The following is an 18478-nucleotide window of genomic DNA, read 5'->3' on the forward strand; positions in this document are numbered from 1 at the left end:
ATCATTTCCAAACCGCCTCTTAATAATAAAAATTCAAGGTTTAATACAATTTAAATCACTTTTGCAGTACTGTCAGGAACAATAAAGGAAGTATCGTAACCACCAAATTTTCTCAGATAACTTCTTAACGAAGTTCCGTAAACGTCTTTAATAAAACGTTTCCCTTTATATCTGAAATACTTTTTAACAGATCCCACACCAGCAAGATGTGCCGCTGCCAAAATCCCTGATTCAGTAATTCGGATTCCGTTCAAAACAGTTCCATCATACCTTTCAATGACTCTTCTTAGTTCCCATTTGTTTTTTGACAAAAGGGCAATAAAAGCTTTTTCTTGCATTCTGGGGCTGTTTAAGAATGCGTCGGAATTGTGAACCCCAATAGTTTTTAAAGTTTCAATACCAAATTGGTATTTTCCTAAATAACCGAGAGAATTAATTTTTCTGTATTTTCCTTGTGATTCTTTGAAGCCGATTGCTTCTTTATATCCAATAAAGAAAGTTCCAGTATAGGGAATCTCAGAATTGGTATAATCGCTCACATTTAATGATGGTAGTAAGTAGGATGTATCATCTGTTTCGTTAATTAGAAACCATGGGGTAGATTCTAATTTGGAGGGTTTAAAACCTAAGCTTAAAAAAGCTACTACAACAATCAAACTTGTGTAAAAATACCATTTTTTTATCATATTTGGGTTTTCTTCAAAACGCTGTCCCGTTATGAAATTTCTATGCTCAAAGATACGACTTTAAAAATAAAGCTGAAAATCAAGGCTTTAAACTTATCAACTTTTTAAATTTATCGCCCATAAGTAACTAGTTGTGCGGACGTTCGAGTTTTGAAAATAAAACGAAATAATTGAAAAAACACAACTTATTCAGTATCAAAACATAAGCTTATTCTTGTTTAAAAAAAGAAAAAACGTCTAGAAAAAGCAAAATAACACTGAAATGATTACAAATTCTTCATTTTACGATAACGTTTGAAATAAAAACATAAGAATTATTAAGTAATATATTGATTTTTTGGACATGACCACAAGGGTCGGGCTGTCCATTATATTCCCGATTTAGAAAAACTACGGCTAAAATAGCCTTGTTTTTCTAAATCGGGAGATGTCATTTCCATCCCTCATGCAATCTCATTTTTCAGAACATCATTTTAGATAAAATTCAATTTTACAAGAAAAAGGTTAAGGCAAAAAAAAACTTCAAAACTGTTCTTAAACAATTTTGAAGCTTTCCTTAAAATATTACGATAATAAAAAAAACTATCGTTCCACTCCCTGACTAATAATCCAATCTGAATATTTTTTGGCATTTACATTATGTTCTGCCAAAGTAGCCGCAAATTCATGATATCCAAAACGATCTACACTGGCACAGAAATAGATATAATTGTTTTTTTCAGGATTTAAAACAGCTTCTAGAGCCGTAATATCAGGCATGGCGATTGGTCCAGGAGGAAGCCCGATGTTCTTGTAAGTGTTATAAGGACTATTCAAAAACAAATCATTGTAAAAAACTCTTTTGATTACTTGATTAAAATCATTAGACTTCTTTTTAATCGCAAAAATTACGGTTGGATCGGCCTGTAATGGCATTTCAAGTCTCATTCTATTCAAATAAACACCTGCAATTCTTGGACGCTCGTCTTTCTTAACAGATTCCTTATGTACTATAGAAGCCAAAATAGTAGCTTGAATTGGAGTCAGACCTTGCGCAGCAGCTTTGGCCGTACGCTCTTTGTTCCAAAATTTATTGTATTCCTTAATCATTTTATCACGAAACTTCTCTGCCGAAGTATTCCAGTAAATATCATATGTATTGGGAATAAACATAACCAAAACATTCTCTTCCGTAAATCCGTTTTCTTTCAAAAAGATAGAATCTTTAAAGGTATTTAATAATTCAAGACTATCCGGCTCGATTTGGGAACCAACTCTACCCGCAAAATTTTCAAGACGCTCTTGATTATTAAAAGCCAAACTTACGGGATCATTAAATTTCATCGCTTTGACCAACTCGTAGCTATTCATACCATTCTTTAGCAAAAAACGACCTGCTTTTACATTTTCTGGATAACTCGTTTTTCCAGCTACCATTTCAAACCGGCTTATATCTTTGACATAAGGTTCCAAAATATGCTTTACTTGCTCATAATCGGATCCTGTTGGTACGTATACGTACAACTCTTTATCTGCAAATTTTGTGTTACCACTAAAAATTTGATACATCAAAACAAATCCATAAACGATTAATATTGAAATTAATGCAACAGATACTAATGATACTATTTTTTTTAGATTCAAAATAAAAAAATTTAAATTACTGCGCCAGTTCGCTGTCGCTCGTGTGATTATTAATTAATTGAAAAATTGCTTCGTCTTTGTAAACTCCATTTACCAAAGTCCAATCTTTCTTTATGCCTATTTTTTGGAAACCAAATTTAGTAAAAAGAGCAATACTAGCCTTATTTTCACATCCAATATTTGCATATAATTGATGTAAGTTAAGATTATAAAAAGCATACTGAATCAATAAGTCCAATGCTTCCGAGCCAATATTCTGATTTCTATTGGCTGACGCCTGTATCACAATCCCAACACCTGCTCTATTGTTCTTTGGATCAAAATCAAACAAATCAATCAATCCCAAAGCCGGAAAATCTTCATCTTGACAAATTGCCAGTCGCAGTTGCTTGGCTTCATATATATCCTGATGGGCATTTTCCAAATACTGCTTCACCAAAAATCGACTATAAGGCGTATGCGTGTTGCTCACTTCCCAGATACTCTGGTCATTTTCTATGCAATAAATAAACTCCAAATCGTTGGGTTCAAGTGCACGAATATAAATATTATCGCCTTTTAATGTTTTCATTTATTTTTGTTAAAAAGCAAGCCAAAGCTTTACTTTTATTTCTTTACTATTTAGAAATGAATTTGATTTTTCGAAAGTTTAAACACTAAACTTCAATTGTCCCTTTAAACACAAATTCAGCAGGACCTTTAAGGAAAACATTTGTAAAACCATTTTGACCTTTATCGAAGGAAACGACTAGTTTTCCCCCTTCGACATTAACATTAATAACTGTGGCATTTGTTTGTCCTGTCGCATTCATAGCAATTGCAACTGCTGTAGCTCCAGTTCCGCAAGCCAAAGTCTCGTCTTCAACACCTCTTTCATAGGTACGAAGCTTAAAAGTAGTATCATCAATTTTTTTTACAAAATTAATGTTGCTTCCTGCTGCGCCGTATAATTCGCCATAACGAATCGCAGCACCTTCTTCTTTTATATTGTAATGCTCTAAATCCTCCACCATTTGAACATGATGTGGGGAACCTGTATTCAAAAAAGAGTGGTCATTTTTAATAGCAATAGTCGGAACATCAATCATCTGTAAAGAGACTAATCCATTATCTTCAAATGACGCATGATGCAAACCATCTGTAGCAATAAATGTAGTTTTATCTTCAATCACTTCTAAGTCTTTGGCGAAAGCCACCAAACAACGTCCTCCATTACCACACATCGAACTTTGATTTCCATCTGAATTATAATAAACCATTTTAAAATCAGTATCCGAGTCATTTTCCAACAAAATAAGTCCATCTCCACCTATCCCAAAACGTCTGTCACACAAATGAGCAACCAGCTGTGTATTATCTTTTGGAAAAAATCCAGAACGATTGTCAATCATAACAAAATCGTTTCCAGCACCTTGGTATTTATAAAATTCTAATTGCATTTTTATTTCCATTTTATCACACAAAAGTACAAACTATTAATGAATTGTTAATCATTGTTAAAGAGCGTTAAACCATATTGTTCGAAAAAAAAAATCTGCTAAATTCGTAATTAAATAACTAATAAAAACGAAAAGCAAAATGAAACAAATTTCAAAATTATTCTTGGTATCCTTGTTGAGTGGCGCAACGACCCTTGGCGCATACAAATTGTTATTTGACAACAATGGTTATTTTTCGTCCAACAAACATGGAATTACAACACTTGCTCCTGAATCCTACGGAAGAACAGTTGGTCTAGCTGCAGAAAACATCGATTTTACAGTTGCTGCAGAAAAAACAGTTCATACTGTAGTGCACGTAAAAAACGTATCGGTGAGAACAATTTCTAATCCCATCATGGAATACTTTTACGGATATGGGGGACAACAACAGCAAGAGCAAGTTGGAACTGGATCAGGTGTAATCATTTCTGAAGATGGTTATATTGTAACCAACAATCACGTAATAAAAGACGCTACAGACATTGAAATCACATTGAACAACAAAAAAACGTACAAGGCAAAACTCATTGGAACCGATTCTAAAATGGACATTGCTTTGCTAAAAATTGATGCCGATGAAAAACTACCTTATTCCACATTTGCCAATTCCGATTCTGTTAAAGTGGGCGAATGGGTACTGGCAGTAGGTAACCCATACAACCTGACATCAACCGTAACTGCAGGAATTGTTTCGGCCAAAGCAAGAAATCTGGACGCTAGAGGAATTCAGTCATTCATACAAACTGATGCTGCGGTAAACCCAGGAAACAGTGGTGGAGCACTTGTAAACACACGCGGAGAATTAATAGGAATCAACACTATGATTTCATCAATGACGGGTTCTTATGTAGGTTATTCTTTTGCTATTCCTTCCAATAATGCCCGAAAAATAATTGAGGACATAATGGAATTTGGAAATGTACAAAGAGGAATTCTGGGAGTTGAAGGCGGCGAATTAAACGGAACTGCGTCTAAAGAATTAGGTATTTCTCAAACCCAAGGTTTTTACATTAACAAAGTGTCCAAAAACTCTGGTGCCGAAAAAGCTAAATTGCAAAAAGGAGATATTATCATCAAGTTAGACAATCAAGACATTTCTACTTTTGCAGATCTTTCTGGTTATGTAAATACCAAAAGACCTAATGACAAAGTACAAGTAACAATCATTAGAGATGGAAAAAATATGATTGTTCCTGTCGTATTGAGCAAAAACGAAAACTTCAATACCGAATTCAAAGGAATCGAATTGGAGAACATTGATGCTGCCGACAAAAAGAAATTCAAATTGGATTATGGTGTAAAAATCAAATCCATTAACAATGAAAACTTAGCACAATATTCTGATGAACTAGTCGGAAATATCATTTTGAGCATTGATAATGTCAAAGCAACAAACGTAGAAGCTGTTTCTAAACTTTTAAATAATAAAGACGAAAAACAAAGTATCCGTATCGAAATGATAAATAAAAACGGTGAGGTCATGAGAATCATTATCTAAAAAGTTAAAACGATAAATTTAAAGCCGACTTGTATTTTCAAGTCGGTTTTTTTTATTCCAAAAAAGTTTTAAAAAAAGTTACGAAATCGATTGAAATAAGTACTTTTGCACCAAATTTTAAAAAACTGCATTAATTAACAATACAAATTTTCAACATGAATAACATGGATTTATACGAAAAAGAGGTTTCGTTTCAAGCCGACAGAAGACGTTCAGGAGTAGAATTAATTAAAATTATTAGTGATTTATGGTATGACAAATCAATCGAATTGGTTTTGTTCCGCAATCAATTAATAGATAGAAACGTAAGTGAAATTATCAACTTACATGAATATGCAGGTAAATTTGTAGGCAAACCGATTTCAGTTTCAGATTCAGTTGAAATTGCCAATGTAATTCTTACTTTGGATTTACCACCATCAAAATTGGATATTGGGAAACTTACTTACGAGTACCGTCTAGAAGATGAAAAATATCCAGATGCAAGACATTTTGTTTTAGACAAATTAAAAGAAGCTAAATTCTCTGAAGAAATCCAACCCAAAGATGTAATTCTTTATGGTTTTGGCCGTATTGGCCGTTTATTGGCACGAGAGCTAATGTCCAAAACAGGAAAAGGAGAGCAAATGCGTTTGAGAGCAATCGTTACGAGAGACAAAAACGATGCTACAAGCCTAGAAAAAAGAGCTTCATTATTACGTTACGATTCCATTCACGGAGATTTCCAAGGTTCTGTTGTTGCCGATACTAAAAACAATGCCTTAATCATCAACGGTACTACCGTTCATATCATCACAGCAAACACTCCAGAGGAAATTGACTATACTAAATACGGAATTGACAATGCCTTAGTGATTGACAATACAGGTGCTTTCACAACCAAAGAAGCATTGAGTCGCCATTTAGTTTCAAAAGGAGTTGATAAAGTATTACTTACTGCTCCAGGAAAAGGAGTTCCAAATATTGTTCACGGTGTTAATCAAAATGAATACAACCCAGACGAAATCGACATTTTCTCGGCTGCTTCATGCACCACTAATGCAATTACTCCAATCCTTAAAGCGATTGAAGACACTTTGGGAGTTGTAAAAGGTCACCTAGAAACAATTCACGCATATACAAACGACCAAAATTTGGTTGACAATATGCACAATAAATACCGTCGTGGTAGAGCCGCAGCACTCAATATGGTCATCACCGAAACTGGTGCCGGAACTGCAGTTGCCAAAGCATTACCATCTCTTGAAGGTAAATTAACTTCAAATGCCATTCGTGTACCAGTTCCAAATGGTTCTTTGGTTGTATTGAATCTTGAAGTAAACAAAGAAACTTCGGTTGAAGCCATCAATAGTATTATGAAAAAGTACGCACTTGAAGGCGAATTGGTAGAACAAATCAAATATTCATTGAATAACGAATTAGTTTCTTCAGATATCGTTGGAACTTCAGCGCCTTCAATTTATGACAGCAATGCTACTATCGTTTCCAAAGACGGGAAAAACATAGTGCTTTACATTTGGTACGACAATGAATACGGTTACAGTCACCAAGTAATAAGACTAGCCAAATATATTGCCAAAGTAAGACGTTTTACGTACTACTAGCATTTAGATTTACAGGTTGGGTATCGCTCTTTTAGTTTTAATTTTAGTTTTTTAGATAATAAATGTGCCCCAGCCTGAATTCAACAGAAATCCGCCAAGTTTTAGAACAAGGCGGATTTTTTATTTTCAGTTCGAAAAAATTTATCGAGCAAAATACTTAAAAACATTTTAACCACAAAGTTCACAAAGGAAACACTATGCACACAAAGCTTTGCGAACTTTGCGGTATTCTTTGTGTACTTTGCGGTTAATTTTTAGATATGTATAACTCGTAAAATCTAAATCGGCAAAACCGTCGTACTCTTCACTTCCGAAATAATAAAAAAACTATTTATCAAAGATACCTCAGGTAAAATAGACAATTTCATTTGATGAAAATGATGGTAACTTTCCATATCGGGCAATACAATTTTGAGCATATAATCAAAACTTCCCGAAACAAAATTACACTCCACCACTTCAGGCAAATTCAATATCGCTTGATTAAAACTATCCGAAATATCAAAAGTTTGTTTCACTAAGGTCACTTGACAGTAAACAGTCAGGTTTTTACCTAGTTTTTTCTTGTTCAAAATAGAAACATATCGCTCTATAATACCCTCTTTTTCAAGACGTTTCACTCGATCATGAACCGGAGTCAGCGAGAGATTTATACGATTTGAAATGTCTTTTAATGTCAAATGGGCATCTTCCTGCAGGAGGCGCAATATTTTTCTGTCGTTTTCATCTAAAATCATAACAAAAAGAGGTTTAAGAAAATTAATTTATAACAAAATAATCCGATTAATTTTCTTTTTCGAAATAAAAAAAGCATCAAAAAAAGAAATATTTCATGCTAAATTACTAAATAAAAATAATATTTTCCTATTTACATTTACAATGAACAAAAATTTTCTTTATCTGCTAAATTTGTAATTGAATTTTAAATCAATCACTAAATACAACAGTTATGATAATCGGTGTACCAAAAGAAATTAAGAATAACGAAAATCGTGTTGCTCTAACTCCAGCAGGTGTTGCTGAGATGAAAAATAACGGTCATAGTGTTTATGTTCAAGCAACTGCAGGTGAAGGAAGCGGTTTTGCTGATGAAGAATATGCTGCAGCCGGAGCTGTAATCTTACCTACTATTGAAGAGGTATACGGTATTGCCGAAATGATTATCAAAGTAAAAGAGCCAATCGCTTCAGAATACCCACTTATTAAAAAAGATCAATTACTTTTCACATACTTTCACTTTGCATCATCTGAGCCATTAACTCATGCAATGATTGAGCGTCAAGCTATCTGCTTGGCATACGAAACTGTTGAAAAAACAGACCGTAGCTTACCATTATTAGTTCCAATGTCTGAAGTAGCAGGTCGTATGTCTATTCAAGAAGGTGCAAAATACTTAGAAAAACCATTAAAAGGAAGAGGAATTCTTCTAGGTGGTGTTCCAGGTGTTCCTCCTGCTAAAGTATTAGTACTTGGTGGTGGAATCGTGGGAACTCAAGCTGCAAAAATGGCTGCTGGTTTAGGAGCTCAAGTAACTATCATGGATGTGAGCTTGCCTCGTTTACGTCAATTAGACGACATTATGCCTGCCAATGTTATGACTCAAATGTCAAACAACTACAATATCAGAAAAGCAATTTTAGATACTGATTTAATTATTGGTGCTGTATTAATCCCAGGAGCAAAAGCACCTCACTTAATTACTCGTGATATGCTAAAATTAATGCGTCCAGGAACAGTTCTTGTTGACGTTGCAGTTGACCAAGGAGGTTGCATCGAAACTTGTACGCCTACAACTCACGAAGATCCAACTTTCATCATTGACGACATCGTACATTACTGTGTGGCTAATATGCCAGGTGCAGTTCCTTATACTTCAACTTTGGCGCTTACAAATGCTACATTACCTTACGCTGTACAATTGGCAAACAAAGGATGGCAAAAAGCTTGTGCTGATAACGAAGAATTAAAAAAAGGATTAAACATCGCTAACGGAAAAATCCTTTACAAAGGAGTAGCCGAAGCTTGGAACCTTCCTTTTAATGAAGAGTTAGTATTAGAAAACGCTGTTTGCTAATATTAAATAAGTGCTTACTACACTAGAAAAACCCGTTTTGTTATCAAAACGGGTTTTCTGTTTTAATCAAGAACACAATTGTAGACAAGACATATTAGTATCAAATAAAATCATTCTCAAAAAAAAAATCCGCTTCATGAATTGAAGCGGATTTCTTTTTTATAATAAAATCACATTAGTTTTTACTCCTTCGGCTTGGTCAAATAATAAACTGGAATACCAGTTAGCATAATCAAAACACCCCATCCACAAGTAGAGAACTTAGTCAGCAATAATCCAATACAAATTGAAATCGCCACAATAATATATAACAAAGGAAGAAATGGATACCCAAAAGCTTTGTATGGTCTTTCCACATCTGGCATTTTCTTTCTAAGAATAAAAATTCCATAAATGGTAAGTATGTAAAAAATCAAAACGATGATGATTACAAAGTCCAACAAATCACCATACTTCCCAGTCAAACACAATGCAGATGCCCAAATACACTGAACCCACAAAGCCCATTCTGGCACACCTGCTTTATTTATCTCTCCTGCTTTTTTCAAAAACAAACCATCTTTTGCCATTGTGTAATACACTCTCGCACCCGCCATAATCAATCCATTGTTACAGGCAAAAGTCGAAATCATAATCATCAAGGCAATGATAATTGTTCCCATGTCACCAAAAGTATATTGGGAAGCAACCACTGCAACACGATCAGACTTTGCTGTTGCAATTTCCTGAAAAGGAACAACTGCTAGATACATCAAGTTGGTCAATGAATAGATAATCGTTACAATAAATGTTCCTAAAAACAAACTCAATCCTACATTGCGTTTTGGATTTTTGATTTCTCCAGCTATAAAAGTAACCCCAACCCAAGCGTCACTTGAGAACAAAGACCCTACCATTGCTGCTGAAATCCCTGTCAACAAAGCAGTCCCACCAATAGGCATCCAAGAACCGTTTTCAGTATCAAAAGCTCTTGAACTCCAGGCATTAGACCAGTTGGCATTCCAAATATCTGCTTTGGCAGCCAATACAAATCCAAAAACAATCAATCCAAACAGTGATAAAATTTTAATTATAGTCAAAACAGTTTGAAGAATTTTACTATTCTTCACACCACGGCTATTAATATAAGTCAATAAAACAATCGTGATTATAGAAACGATTTGAGCTGCATTCAATTTAAAAGCCCCCAATTCATACAAAACATTTTCATCACTCAAAGGCGGATATAAATACGCTGCAAATTTGGAGAATCCTACACCAACAGCAGCAATAGTCCCAGTTTGTATTACAGCAAAGAAACTCCAGCCATATAAGAAGGCAATTAGCTTATTATAAGCTTCTTTAAGATAAACATATTGTCCTCCGGCATTAGGAAACATAGCACTCAATTCCCCATAACTCACGGCTGCTACCATTGTAATTAAGCCCGAAATAAGCCATATTAACATTAACCAACCCGCTGACCCAACTTGTCGGGCAATATCGGCGCTTACAATAAATATCCCCGATCCTATCATCGACCCCACAACAAGCATTGTTCCGTCTAGTAATCCGAGCTCTCTTTTAAATTCTCCTGGTTTGTTTTCTTCCATTTTTATTGGTTTAATTTTTTGGTTGGCTAAAGATATACTTTTTTTATAAATTGACTAATCTTAAGAAAAAAGATGACACCTAAAAGACAATAACACCCCTCTTGAAAAACGAAATATTTCTCAAATAAAACAATTCTGACATAAGAAAATACAAAATTTAAAAACAATAACAAATAGACTGTAATCACTTAAAAACAAGGTGATTAATATTTAATAATTAAAATTATTTTGTACATTTATATGTTGAAAAATTCACAACAAACCAAAATAAAAATTGTTCTGAGCCCAAAAATCTCAACTTGAAATTTGACATCTTACTAAATGATGTCCTGAAAATTACAGAAGACAAAAAAAAGAAATGCTTGAAAAAACCCCAAATCAAGCTTGGTAAAAACAAAAGAAAATCACATCCTAATTATTACAGTTCTTTAATCATTCCTTAAGTAACAGATTGATAAAAGAGAAAAATCATACTCCTTGTAATGAAATATAATTCGATTCCATGCACTAATGCTTTATAAAAGGTATACTCCAAAATAAAAATCTTTCATTAATAGGATGAGTATCAAAAACCATTTATAAACATCTAAAAAATAATGACATGGAAAACAAAACATCCAAAAGCAATATCAAAGTAGGTATAAATTCCAAAAACCGAATTTACGCTACCTTGATTACATTTTTTTTGTTTCTAGCATTTTCAGGATGCGAGAATTATGAGTCCAATACGGATTCCGAAATGAGCACAAATGTTACGGGGAAAAAATTCAAAACCAGCACCAATTTTACCCAAGTAAATCTAGTATCAGATGTAGCAGAATACAAGGCTAAAGTCCTTGACCCAAATCTCGTCAATGCCTGGGGATTTGCATTCAGTTCAGGAGCACCTGTATGGATTTCGGCTACAGAAACTGGTGTTTCAACTATTTATAATCAAAACGGAGCCATTCTTCGTGCTCCAGTTCCTGTAACGTTTGGAACCGGATTAGGCAATCCCACTGGTCAAGTTTTCAATTCAACCACCTCATTTGTTATTTCTGGGTCAGGAAAAGTTAGCCGTTTTATTTTTGTTACGGAAAATGGAACTGTAGCCGCATGGGGCGCAGGTGATCCAGCAACCACAACAGTTGCCGACAGATCCGCTGAAGGAGCCGTATATAAAGGCCTTGAACTGGTAAACAACGATGGAAAATGGTTTCTATACGCCACTGATTTCCACAATGGAAAAGTGGATATGTTTGACCAAAATTTTAATTTCGTGGGAAACAATATGTTTACAGATCCCGAAATCCCAATGGGCTATGCACCATTTAACATCAAAAGAATCGGAAACCGACTATTTGTAACCTATGCCAAACAACTAGCACCGGACAATGAAGATGATGAAGCCGGTCCAGGTCATGGTTATGTAAATGTCTTCAATTTAAGCGGTCAACTTAAACAACGATTTGCTTCGGAAGGAGCCCTTAATTCTCCTTGGGGAATTGAACAAATGAAATATATTTCCGAATTTGAATTGGCACCAGTTACGCCACCTGCACAAGAAACAATCCTAATTGGGAACTTTGGAGACGGCCGCATCAATGCCTATGCCGGTAATGGAAAGTTTCTTGGTCAACTCCAAAGCAATGGCTCTCCTTTGGAAATTGAAGGATTATGGCAAATTTCCTATCCACCTCAAGAAAATGCTGCTTATAAAGACTATCTCAACAGACTTTATTTCACAGCTGGACCGGATGGCGAAGAGCATGGATTATACGGATATATTACGGCAGAAAGCAAAAAAGACAGTAAGTAAGTCAAAGTCTTGATGCTTAGAAATTTATTATCAAAAAACACAAAACTCCTAATTTTACTTAGGAGTTTTTTTTGTATTCAAAAAAGATATTATTTAATAACTCGATTTACTTGTGCAAAATTACGTTGGTAATAAGGCTCCTTTGTAGAGGAAATAATCACTCCCGAATGTGTCGAAGAATGGATGAATTTAATTTCATCTTCAGCCACTTCAATAACCATCCCCACGTGATTGATATGACTTCTTCCATTGGTTTTAAAGAAAATCAAATCTCCTTTCTGAGCATTTTCATCATTAATTTTTTCACCAATTGAGGATTGCTCAATTGAGGATCTAGGTAATTTGATATCAAAAGCGCCAAAAGTCGAATACATAAAACCAGAACAATCGAATCCAGCAGCTGTTGTTCCACCACTTCTATATCTAGTCCCAATTTTATCTGATGCTAACTGTATAATTTGATCTATCAAATCTGCATTCGGAATATTTACTGTTGCATTTATTGTATCCTTAATTGTTGTTTCCGTTTGTGATACGACAACTTCCTTTTTATTGATTTTTTCAATTTTATCGTTAGGAACTTGAATACTCAACTTTGAACCAACTAATAATTTTTGTTGAATAGCCGGGTTTTGCTTTTCTAAATCAGCTACAGTAATTCCGTATTTCTTGGCTATTCCATATTTAGTTTCTTTTGGCAAAACCTCATGAAAAATTTCTGATGTCTGAATTTGAGAATCTGTTTTTACTTCTTTCTCTTTAGTTACGTTTTCAGCAGGAACAGACACTTTACTTTCTGCAACTGGAACTTCTTTTACTTCTATTTTTTTCTCTTCAACGACAACTTCATTTTCGGGCATCTTACCGTTACTTGGAATTACGATTGCCTGTCCTATGCTCAATCCTTTTTTTCCAATTTTTGGATTGGCATTTTGTAATTCTTTTAACGAAACACCATACATCTTTGCAATAACATATAAAGATTCTTTGGGCTTCACTTGATGCGTTAAAGGACTTGTTGATTCTACCTCCTCAACTATCTCTTGCGTTTTTGAATTTGATAAACTTGCTATTTCTTTTTTTGTCAAACTCGATGGAATGACAATCGTCTGACCTACTTTTAAACCTTCTGCTTCTAATTGAGGATTCGCTTTATAAAGTAGTTCTGTAGTAGTTTTGAATTGTTTGGTAATACCGTACAGTGTTTCTTTCGGTAATACTTGATGATTAATTTCTGTTGCTTTTTCAGAATCAATAACTACTAAATCATTCGTTTTTTTAGATTCAGAATTTGGAATTAATAAAACCTGATTAAGTTGTAAGGTTTTTTTAGCTTTAGGATTTAGCTTGTAAATAGAAGTAATAGAAACATTATATTTTTGGGCAATACTAGAAATTGTTTCGCCTTTTACTATGGTGTGCTTGATGTTATTATCTTGCGAAAAAACATTAATACTGCATAAAAAAAGTGCTATAACAATTAATCTAAAATACTTCATCCTTTATTATTTTTTCCTCATTTTTAACAATACAGCCATTTTTGAGGTGAATTATTGAATTTTGCTGTATTTTATGCCTCAAAAATCATTTTTTTTGAAGATTTACAAATATAAGTTTTTAAGTAGATTCAACAGTTAAAGGATTACTAAAATTTACAAAAAAGTTATAATCATCTACTTTTCAAGCGCTAATGTTATTTTTTTCTAATATCTCAACCTCTTACAAACTTTTAAAAATGGCTATAAAATGGAATATCGTCCCAAAAAGCACAAAAAAATGCCAAACAGTATGAAAGTAATTTTTATGTCCTTTTACATAAAAATAAACGCCTACAGTATAACTCAATCCCCCAGCAAGTATCCACAAAAAAATCGACAAAGGAATAACTCCCCACAAAGGCTTTATCACAAAAACGATCATCCAGCCCATCAATAAATAGAACAAAACAGAAAGAAACTTAAAACGATCGACATAAAAAACCTTAAAAAAAGTCCCCAACAAAACTATTGACCACATTATTCCCAAAAAAATCAAAGCAGTTTCTTTATTCAAATAAATAACCATCAATGGTGAGTAGGTTCCGGCAATTAGATAGTAAATACTGATGTGATCTGCAATTTTAAGCAACTGTTTCGTTTTCTCTTTTTGTGCCAAATGATACAAAGATGAAAATGAATAAACCAACAGCATCCCTATTCCAAATATAATAACGGATGATTCAGTTATTAAATTGTGCTGTCCGCTTGATTTCATAAGAAGGAACGGCATTCCGATTAAACAAAAAAGCACACCAAGAGCATGTGAAATTCCATTGGCTAATTCTTCGTTGCGCGTTTGTATTCTTACTTCCATTACAGTCTGATTTAATAATTTTTATTTCATTAAAGATACGATTTCATCATTTAATTTCAACCATTCCGAGGCATAAGCTTTTAAAATTCTGTTCCCCAATATTGTCATCTCGACAGAGGAGAGATCTCCGCAATCCACTTCCACGATCTTGGTTATTCCAACTAGTAAAGCAATCCTAATTAAAAAAAATGCAATTATAATAGGCTTGTCGAGCCACTTATGGAGATCCCTCGTTCCTCGGGATGACAATATTGCGGAAATTTTCTATGGTAATCCTTTGCGATTAATTTTTTATATTTCTCGGTATTTCTCGCACCACCTCCATAAACCACTTCCGCAATAAAAAACTTACTATTCAAAACTACCAAAATAGTACTTTACCTATATATTTAACAAAATACACAAATAATGAAAGAAAAACACTATGTAAAAAAGTAAGAATAGTTTAGTTTTGATTTTGTAATCTATTATTACAATAACCAATAAAAAACTATTTATGTCAAATTTGCTTAACAATCGCGTAAACGCTACTGCTACGGCAGTACAGGTAACGGCAGTCAAAGCCGCTTTCCAAACTATTCTAACCAATCTTCCTTTTTTGGTGGGTTTAACTGCCGATGAGAGAAAATCATTAATCACTATTGATGTCAGCAACAAGGCGTTTACCGAAGACGCCATTAATGCGGCGGTAAACAATCCAACGCTTGTTCCTTCCTATCTTTCGGTGGCGACTATGCAAAGCGATTTAACACTTTTTACGCAACTGGATGAAATCTCGGGATTGGCAAACCAGCTTTGTGAGCGCATTGAAGACACCAAAATGCTCACAGGAAGCGAGGCCTACAGTGTGGCGCTGGCGCTGTACAAATCCTTTGGGTCGGCAGCCGATGCCGGAGTTCAGGGCGCCGACAGCATAGTCGATCAACTCAAAAAACGTTTCCCAAGCAATAGCAGTACAGGAACTAATACAGCACCTCCTGTACCCGTGCAATAACAACCGTTGCAATGCTAAACTGGCCCCATTATGCTATGGGGCTTTTTTTACCGAAATAGTGAATCAAAAAACGACCTATACGGCTTGTTTTCTAGTACTAATAGGGGTGCTTTTGGTTACTAGTACACCCATAAAAACACCCTTAACCCCCTACAAATAAGGGTCAAACCTCCCTCCTTTAGGGAGTATAGCCCCTCTTTTAATGGAGCAACACCCCTACTTTATAGTACCCATACACCCTTTAAATAGCAGTATTGGTACTGTTTTTAGGTAGTATAGGGGTGCATAATGGGGTGGTTTGATCACTTTTATTGGGTATAAACTATTTAAAAAAAGACTATTATGACAGACAACAATAAAAAACACAGCCTCGACAGGGGCGATCAGTACCCGCAGGTGGGGAATTTTATTAATTACCACATTTCACAGCAACTTGTAACCAAAGCAGATGTAGCCAGAGCACTGAACATACGCCCCAAAGGACTGACAGCCTATTGCAAAAGAGATACGCTGCAGTTTGCTGTTTTATGGAAACTAAGCTTGGCTTTGAAACACAATTTTATCGCTCAGTTGGGCGAATACCTTCCTTATCGTTTTGAAACCATTCGTGAAAAAGCCCTAAAAGAAGAACTGGCTGAGAAAGAGGCAATCATACAAAAAATGGAAATCCAGATGGAGACTATGAGGGAGTTGATTAAAAAATAAAACGAATTGGAATTGTGAGAAAATCAACTATATTTGGTTTTATAAAAAGTGTGTATTATATCACATTTATACACTCACTTTTAGGTGAATATGTGTGACAGTGTCACACATATATACTAGTTGGGAGAGATTTGACCGAAAAAGCGTAAAACCAAAAAATAATTCGATTTGTAAATATTCACTATAATGAAAAAAATAATCTATATAAAACATTTAGTTTTATTAATTCCATTAATATTAATCAGTTGTTGTAAATATGATTATAATTATTTAGATGTAACAAACAAAACAGATAAGGATAGATTTTTAATAGTCTATGGAATAGAAGATAATGAAAGATATATTGTAAGCTGTATGGAAACGATGAATGAAGAATTCTATAGACTAAAAGCTAATGGAAATACTAGAATAATGTTTACAGGTGGAGAATCACTTCCACTTGAAAAAGAACCTAATGAAAAGAATATAATACTAATTTTTTATGACTCTGTAAGTGATTTAAAAAATGAATCATCAAAAAGTACTATAGTCAAAAAATACTCTTTTCAAGAATTAGAAGATCGAGATTGGAAAATTGATTTTAATGGAAATTAAAAAAAATATCGCACAACAGCCGAAACAAACTTGAGAATTGAAGCTTGAAAAGTATAAACCTAAAAAGTAAACTGATTAAATAAAAACAAACCTCTCCCAACACACGCTACAAGCAATTTGGGGATTTGGCTTAATGGAAAAATTGGTTTGTATTTGGAAGATTTGGCAAATCCGAAAGATAACGCTGATTTAATCCCAAACTGCTTGTAGCGCGAGAACGTTGGCTGTAAGCTTACCATAATAGAATTTAAAATAAATTGAAATAAATATTGAATATGGACGACAATAACGAAATTGACGAAAAAGAAATTGAAGAGTGGTTTAGTGAAGAAGAAACTGATGAGTTAGATGAACAATTAGAATCGGTTCTTATACAACAACCAAAGGAGGAAGATATTTCTTCTAAATATACAAATACACAATTAAGAATTGTAAGGACAAATCTTGATTATTCAATTGACTACTTAAAATCATCTTTAGGAAGTTCTATCGATTTAGAACCTCAATATCAAAGACGTAGTCGTTGGGATATTAAAAAACGTTCTTTACTTATTGAATCGCTTTTATTAAATATACCAGTTCCACCAATATTTTTATTTGAAATCGAATATGGTCAGTATGAAGTAGTTGATGGGCGACAAAGATTAGAAGCATTAAAGGATTATCTTGACAATCTATTCCCTTTGAGAAATCTTACTTTTTGGAAAGAACTAAATGGAAAAAGATTTAAAGAACTTCCTATAATAATTCAAAGAGGCTTATTAAGAAGAACAATTTCTGCAACTGTTTTATTAGCAGAAACTACAAGGCCAGAAGATTCAGAAATTGATGTTAGAATGGTTTTGTTTAATAGGCTAAATACTGGTGGGGTTCAATTGAATCCACAAGAACTCCGAAATGCATTATATGACGGCCATTTCAATAATATGTTATTTTTAATTTCCAGAACAGATTTATTTACATCAATTTGGAATATTCCTCAAAAAACAAGTAATGAGGAAATCGATCCACCAAAAGCTTTGATAAATAATGCTTTATACAAAACAATGGCTGACTGTGAACTAGTTCTTAGGTTTTTTGCTATTCGAGAAACTATTGTTGAAAAATTAAAAGGAAGCCTCAAATCATTGCTTGATAAATCTATGAAAAAACATAAAGACGATAGCAAAGATGCTGTAGAAAAAAGCAAAGAATTATTTAATAATACGCTTTCCGACCTATTTTTACTTTTTGATTCAAGACCATTCGTTTTGCCAAATATAAATAAACCAAGTAGAGCCTTGTATGACGCACTTATGGTTGCTTATAGTTTACTTACTAAAGAACAAATTGACACTAAAGAAAATATTAACAGCAAACTCATAGAAAGTTTATCTATTCCAGAGACTTATGACATACTTCTAGGAAAAGGAAATTCAATTGAAGCCATTAGACTTAGAATTGATGAGGCGAAAAGAATTTTAATGAAATAAGACTT

At 34.0% G+C, this 18478-nt stretch carries 16 protein-coding genes; 8 read left to right on the forward strand and 8 right to left on the reverse strand.

From position 1 onward, the window contains the following. Window positions 1-50 precede the first annotated feature (50 nt). The 4 genes from AC1DY0_RS05380 to dapF all read right to left on the reverse strand — a co-directional run bounded on the left by AC1DY0_RS05380 (window position 51) and on the right by dapF (window position 3748). Complete coding sequence (locus AC1DY0_RS05380) at window positions 51-686, reverse strand: peptidoglycan-binding protein LysM (RefSeq protein WP_477187628.1); 636 nt, start codon at window positions 684-686, stop codon at window positions 51-53. 582 nt (window positions 687-1268) lie between these two features. Then, window positions 1269-2309, reverse strand: coding sequence for an endolytic transglycosylase MltG (gene mltG / locus AC1DY0_RS05385; RefSeq protein WP_477187629.1), 1041 nt, complete (start codon window positions 2307-2309; stop codon window positions 1269-1271). A gap of 16 nt (window positions 2310-2325) precedes the next feature. Beyond that, complete coding sequence (locus AC1DY0_RS05390; RefSeq protein WP_477187630.1) at window positions 2326-2880, reverse strand: GNAT family N-acetyltransferase; 555 nt, start codon at window positions 2878-2880, stop codon at window positions 2326-2328. Window positions 2881-2965: 85 nt separating this feature from the next. Then, entirely contained in the window at window positions 2966-3748 is a 783-nt protein-coding gene (dapF, locus tag AC1DY0_RS05395; protein WP_477187631.1) for a diaminopimelate epimerase, read from the reverse strand. A gap of 139 nt (window positions 3749-3887) precedes the next feature. On the opposite strand from dapF, the gene AC1DY0_RS05400 reads away from it, so the two are divergent. Both AC1DY0_RS05400 and AC1DY0_RS05405 read left to right on the forward strand, forming a co-directional pair. Beyond that, window positions 3888-5288 (forward strand): trypsin-like peptidase domain-containing protein, encoded by a 1401-nt coding sequence (locus AC1DY0_RS05400; protein WP_477187632.1) that lies wholly within the window; start codon window positions 3888-3890, stop codon window positions 5286-5288. Between the two features lie 155 nt (window positions 5289-5443). Beyond that, on the forward strand, window positions 5444-6892 hold the full coding sequence (locus AC1DY0_RS05405; protein WP_077370208.1) for a glyceraldehyde-3-phosphate dehydrogenase: 1449 nt from the start codon (window positions 5444-5446) through the stop codon (window positions 6890-6892). Window positions 6893-7170: 278 nt separating this feature from the next. On the opposite strand, the gene AC1DY0_RS05410 is transcribed toward AC1DY0_RS05405, so the two are convergent. Then, complete coding sequence (locus AC1DY0_RS05410) at window positions 7171-7629, reverse strand: Lrp/AsnC family transcriptional regulator (protein ID WP_077370209.1); 459 nt, start codon at window positions 7627-7629, stop codon at window positions 7171-7173. 212 nt (window positions 7630-7841) lie between these two features. On the opposite strand from AC1DY0_RS05410, the gene ald reads away from it, so the two are divergent. Next, window positions 7842-8966 carry an alanine dehydrogenase gene (gene ald, locus AC1DY0_RS05415; RefSeq protein WP_477187633.1) on the forward strand — a complete coding sequence of 375 codons (1125 nt, stop codon included), beginning with the start codon at window positions 7842-7844 and terminating at the stop codon, window positions 8964-8966. 182 nt (window positions 8967-9148) lie between these two features. On the opposite strand, the gene AC1DY0_RS05420 is transcribed toward ald, so the two are convergent. Then, entirely contained in the window at window positions 9149-10558 is a 1410-nt protein-coding gene (locus tag AC1DY0_RS05420) for an APC family permease (protein WP_477187634.1), read from the reverse strand. Between the two features lie 601 nt (window positions 10559-11159). Between AC1DY0_RS05420 and AC1DY0_RS05425 the strand changes: the two genes are divergently transcribed. Beyond that, a complete protein-coding gene (locus AC1DY0_RS05425; RefSeq protein WP_477187635.1) occupies window positions 11160-12356 on the forward strand; it encodes a TIGR03118 family protein in 1197 nt (398 codons plus the stop codon). Window positions 12357-12445: 89 nt separating this feature from the next. Here AC1DY0_RS05425 and AC1DY0_RS05430 read toward each other — a convergent pair whose 3' ends face one another. Together AC1DY0_RS05430 and trhA are read right to left on the reverse strand one after the other, a co-directional pair. Further along, window positions 12446-13855, reverse strand: coding sequence for a C40 family peptidase (locus AC1DY0_RS05430; RefSeq protein ID WP_477187636.1), 1410 nt, complete (start codon window positions 13853-13855; stop codon window positions 12446-12448). Between the two features lie 220 nt (window positions 13856-14075). Beyond that, window positions 14076-14708 (reverse strand): PAQR family membrane homeostasis protein TrhA, encoded by a 633-nt coding sequence (gene trhA, locus AC1DY0_RS05435; RefSeq protein WP_477187637.1) that lies wholly within the window; start codon window positions 14706-14708, stop codon window positions 14076-14078. Between the two features lie 496 nt (window positions 14709-15204). Between trhA and AC1DY0_RS05440 the strand changes: the two genes are divergently transcribed. The 4 genes from AC1DY0_RS05440 to AC1DY0_RS05455 all read left to right on the forward strand — a co-directional run bounded on the left by AC1DY0_RS05440 (window position 15205) and on the right by AC1DY0_RS05455 (window position 18473). Beyond that, complete coding sequence (locus tag AC1DY0_RS05440; RefSeq protein ID WP_477187638.1) at window positions 15205-15702, forward strand: hypothetical protein; 498 nt, start codon at window positions 15205-15207, stop codon at window positions 15700-15702. 342 nt (window positions 15703-16044) lie between these two features. Continuing rightward, a complete protein-coding gene (locus AC1DY0_RS05445; RefSeq protein ID WP_477187639.1) occupies window positions 16045-16407 on the forward strand; it encodes a hypothetical protein in 363 nt (120 codons plus the stop codon). Window positions 16408-16593: 186 nt separating this feature from the next. Further along, a complete protein-coding gene (locus AC1DY0_RS05450) occupies window positions 16594-17001 on the forward strand; it encodes a hypothetical protein (protein WP_477187640.1) in 408 nt (135 codons plus the stop codon). A 275-nt stretch (window positions 17002-17276) separates the two neighbouring features. Beyond that, window positions 17277-18473: a GmrSD restriction endonuclease domain-containing protein gene (locus AC1DY0_RS05455; RefSeq protein WP_477187641.1), complete on the forward strand. Its 1197-nt coding sequence runs from the start codon at window positions 17277-17279 to the stop codon at window positions 18471-18473. Window positions 18474-18478: the final 5 nt, after the last annotated feature.

The organism is Flavobacterium sp. P1_E4 (assembly GCF_056405915.1).

What these genes read in the sequence shown, in the direction of transcription:
- AC1DY0_RS05450 (WP_477187640.1), top strand. Translation starts at nt 16,594, where the DNA reads ATGAAAAAAATAATCTATATAAAACATTTAGTTTTATTAATTCCATTA.
- AC1DY0_RS05425 (WP_477187635.1), top strand. Translation starts at nt 11,160, where the DNA reads ATGGAAAACAAAACATCCAAAAGCAATATCAAAGTAGGTATAAATTCC.
- AC1DY0_RS05390 (WP_477187630.1), bottom strand. Translation starts at nt 2,880, where the DNA reads ATGAAAACATTAAAAGGCGATAATATTTATATTCGTGCACTTGAACCC.
- dapF (WP_477187631.1), bottom strand. Translation starts at nt 3,748, where the DNA reads ATGCAATTAGAATTTTATAAATACCAAGGTGCTGGAAACGATTTTGTT.
- AC1DY0_RS05445 (WP_477187639.1), top strand. Translation starts at nt 16,045, where the DNA reads ATGACAGACAACAATAAAAAACACAGCCTCGACAGGGGCGATCAGTAC.
- AC1DY0_RS05380 (WP_477187628.1), bottom strand. Translation starts at nt 686, where the DNA reads ATGATAAAAAAATGGTATTTTTACACAAGTTTGATTGTTGTAGTAGCT.
- AC1DY0_RS05430 (WP_477187636.1), bottom strand. Translation starts at nt 13,855, where the DNA reads ATGAAGTATTTTAGATTAATTGTTATAGCACTTTTTTTATGCAGTATT.
- AC1DY0_RS05410 (WP_077370209.1), bottom strand. Translation starts at nt 7,629, where the DNA reads ATGATTTTAGATGAAAACGACAGAAAAATATTGCGCCTCCTGCAGGAA.
- AC1DY0_RS05400 (WP_477187632.1), top strand. Translation starts at nt 3,888, where the DNA reads ATGAAACAAATTTCAAAATTATTCTTGGTATCCTTGTTGAGTGGCGCA.
- AC1DY0_RS05420 (WP_477187634.1), bottom strand. Translation starts at nt 10,558, where the DNA reads ATGGAAGAAAACAAACCAGGAGAATTTAAAAGAGAGCTCGGATTACTA.
- AC1DY0_RS05405 (WP_077370208.1), top strand. Translation starts at nt 5,444, where the DNA reads ATGAATAACATGGATTTATACGAAAAAGAGGTTTCGTTTCAAGCCGAC.
- AC1DY0_RS05440 (WP_477187638.1), top strand. Translation starts at nt 15,205, where the DNA reads ATGTCAAATTTGCTTAACAATCGCGTAAACGCTACTGCTACGGCAGTA.
- trhA (WP_477187637.1), bottom strand. Translation starts at nt 14,708, where the DNA reads ATGGAAGTAAGAATACAAACGCGCAACGAAGAATTAGCCAATGGAATT.
- ald (WP_477187633.1), top strand. Translation starts at nt 7,842, where the DNA reads ATGATAATCGGTGTACCAAAAGAAATTAAGAATAACGAAAATCGTGTT.
- AC1DY0_RS05455 (WP_477187641.1), top strand. Translation starts at nt 17,277, where the DNA reads ATGGACGACAATAACGAAATTGACGAAAAAGAAATTGAAGAGTGGTTT.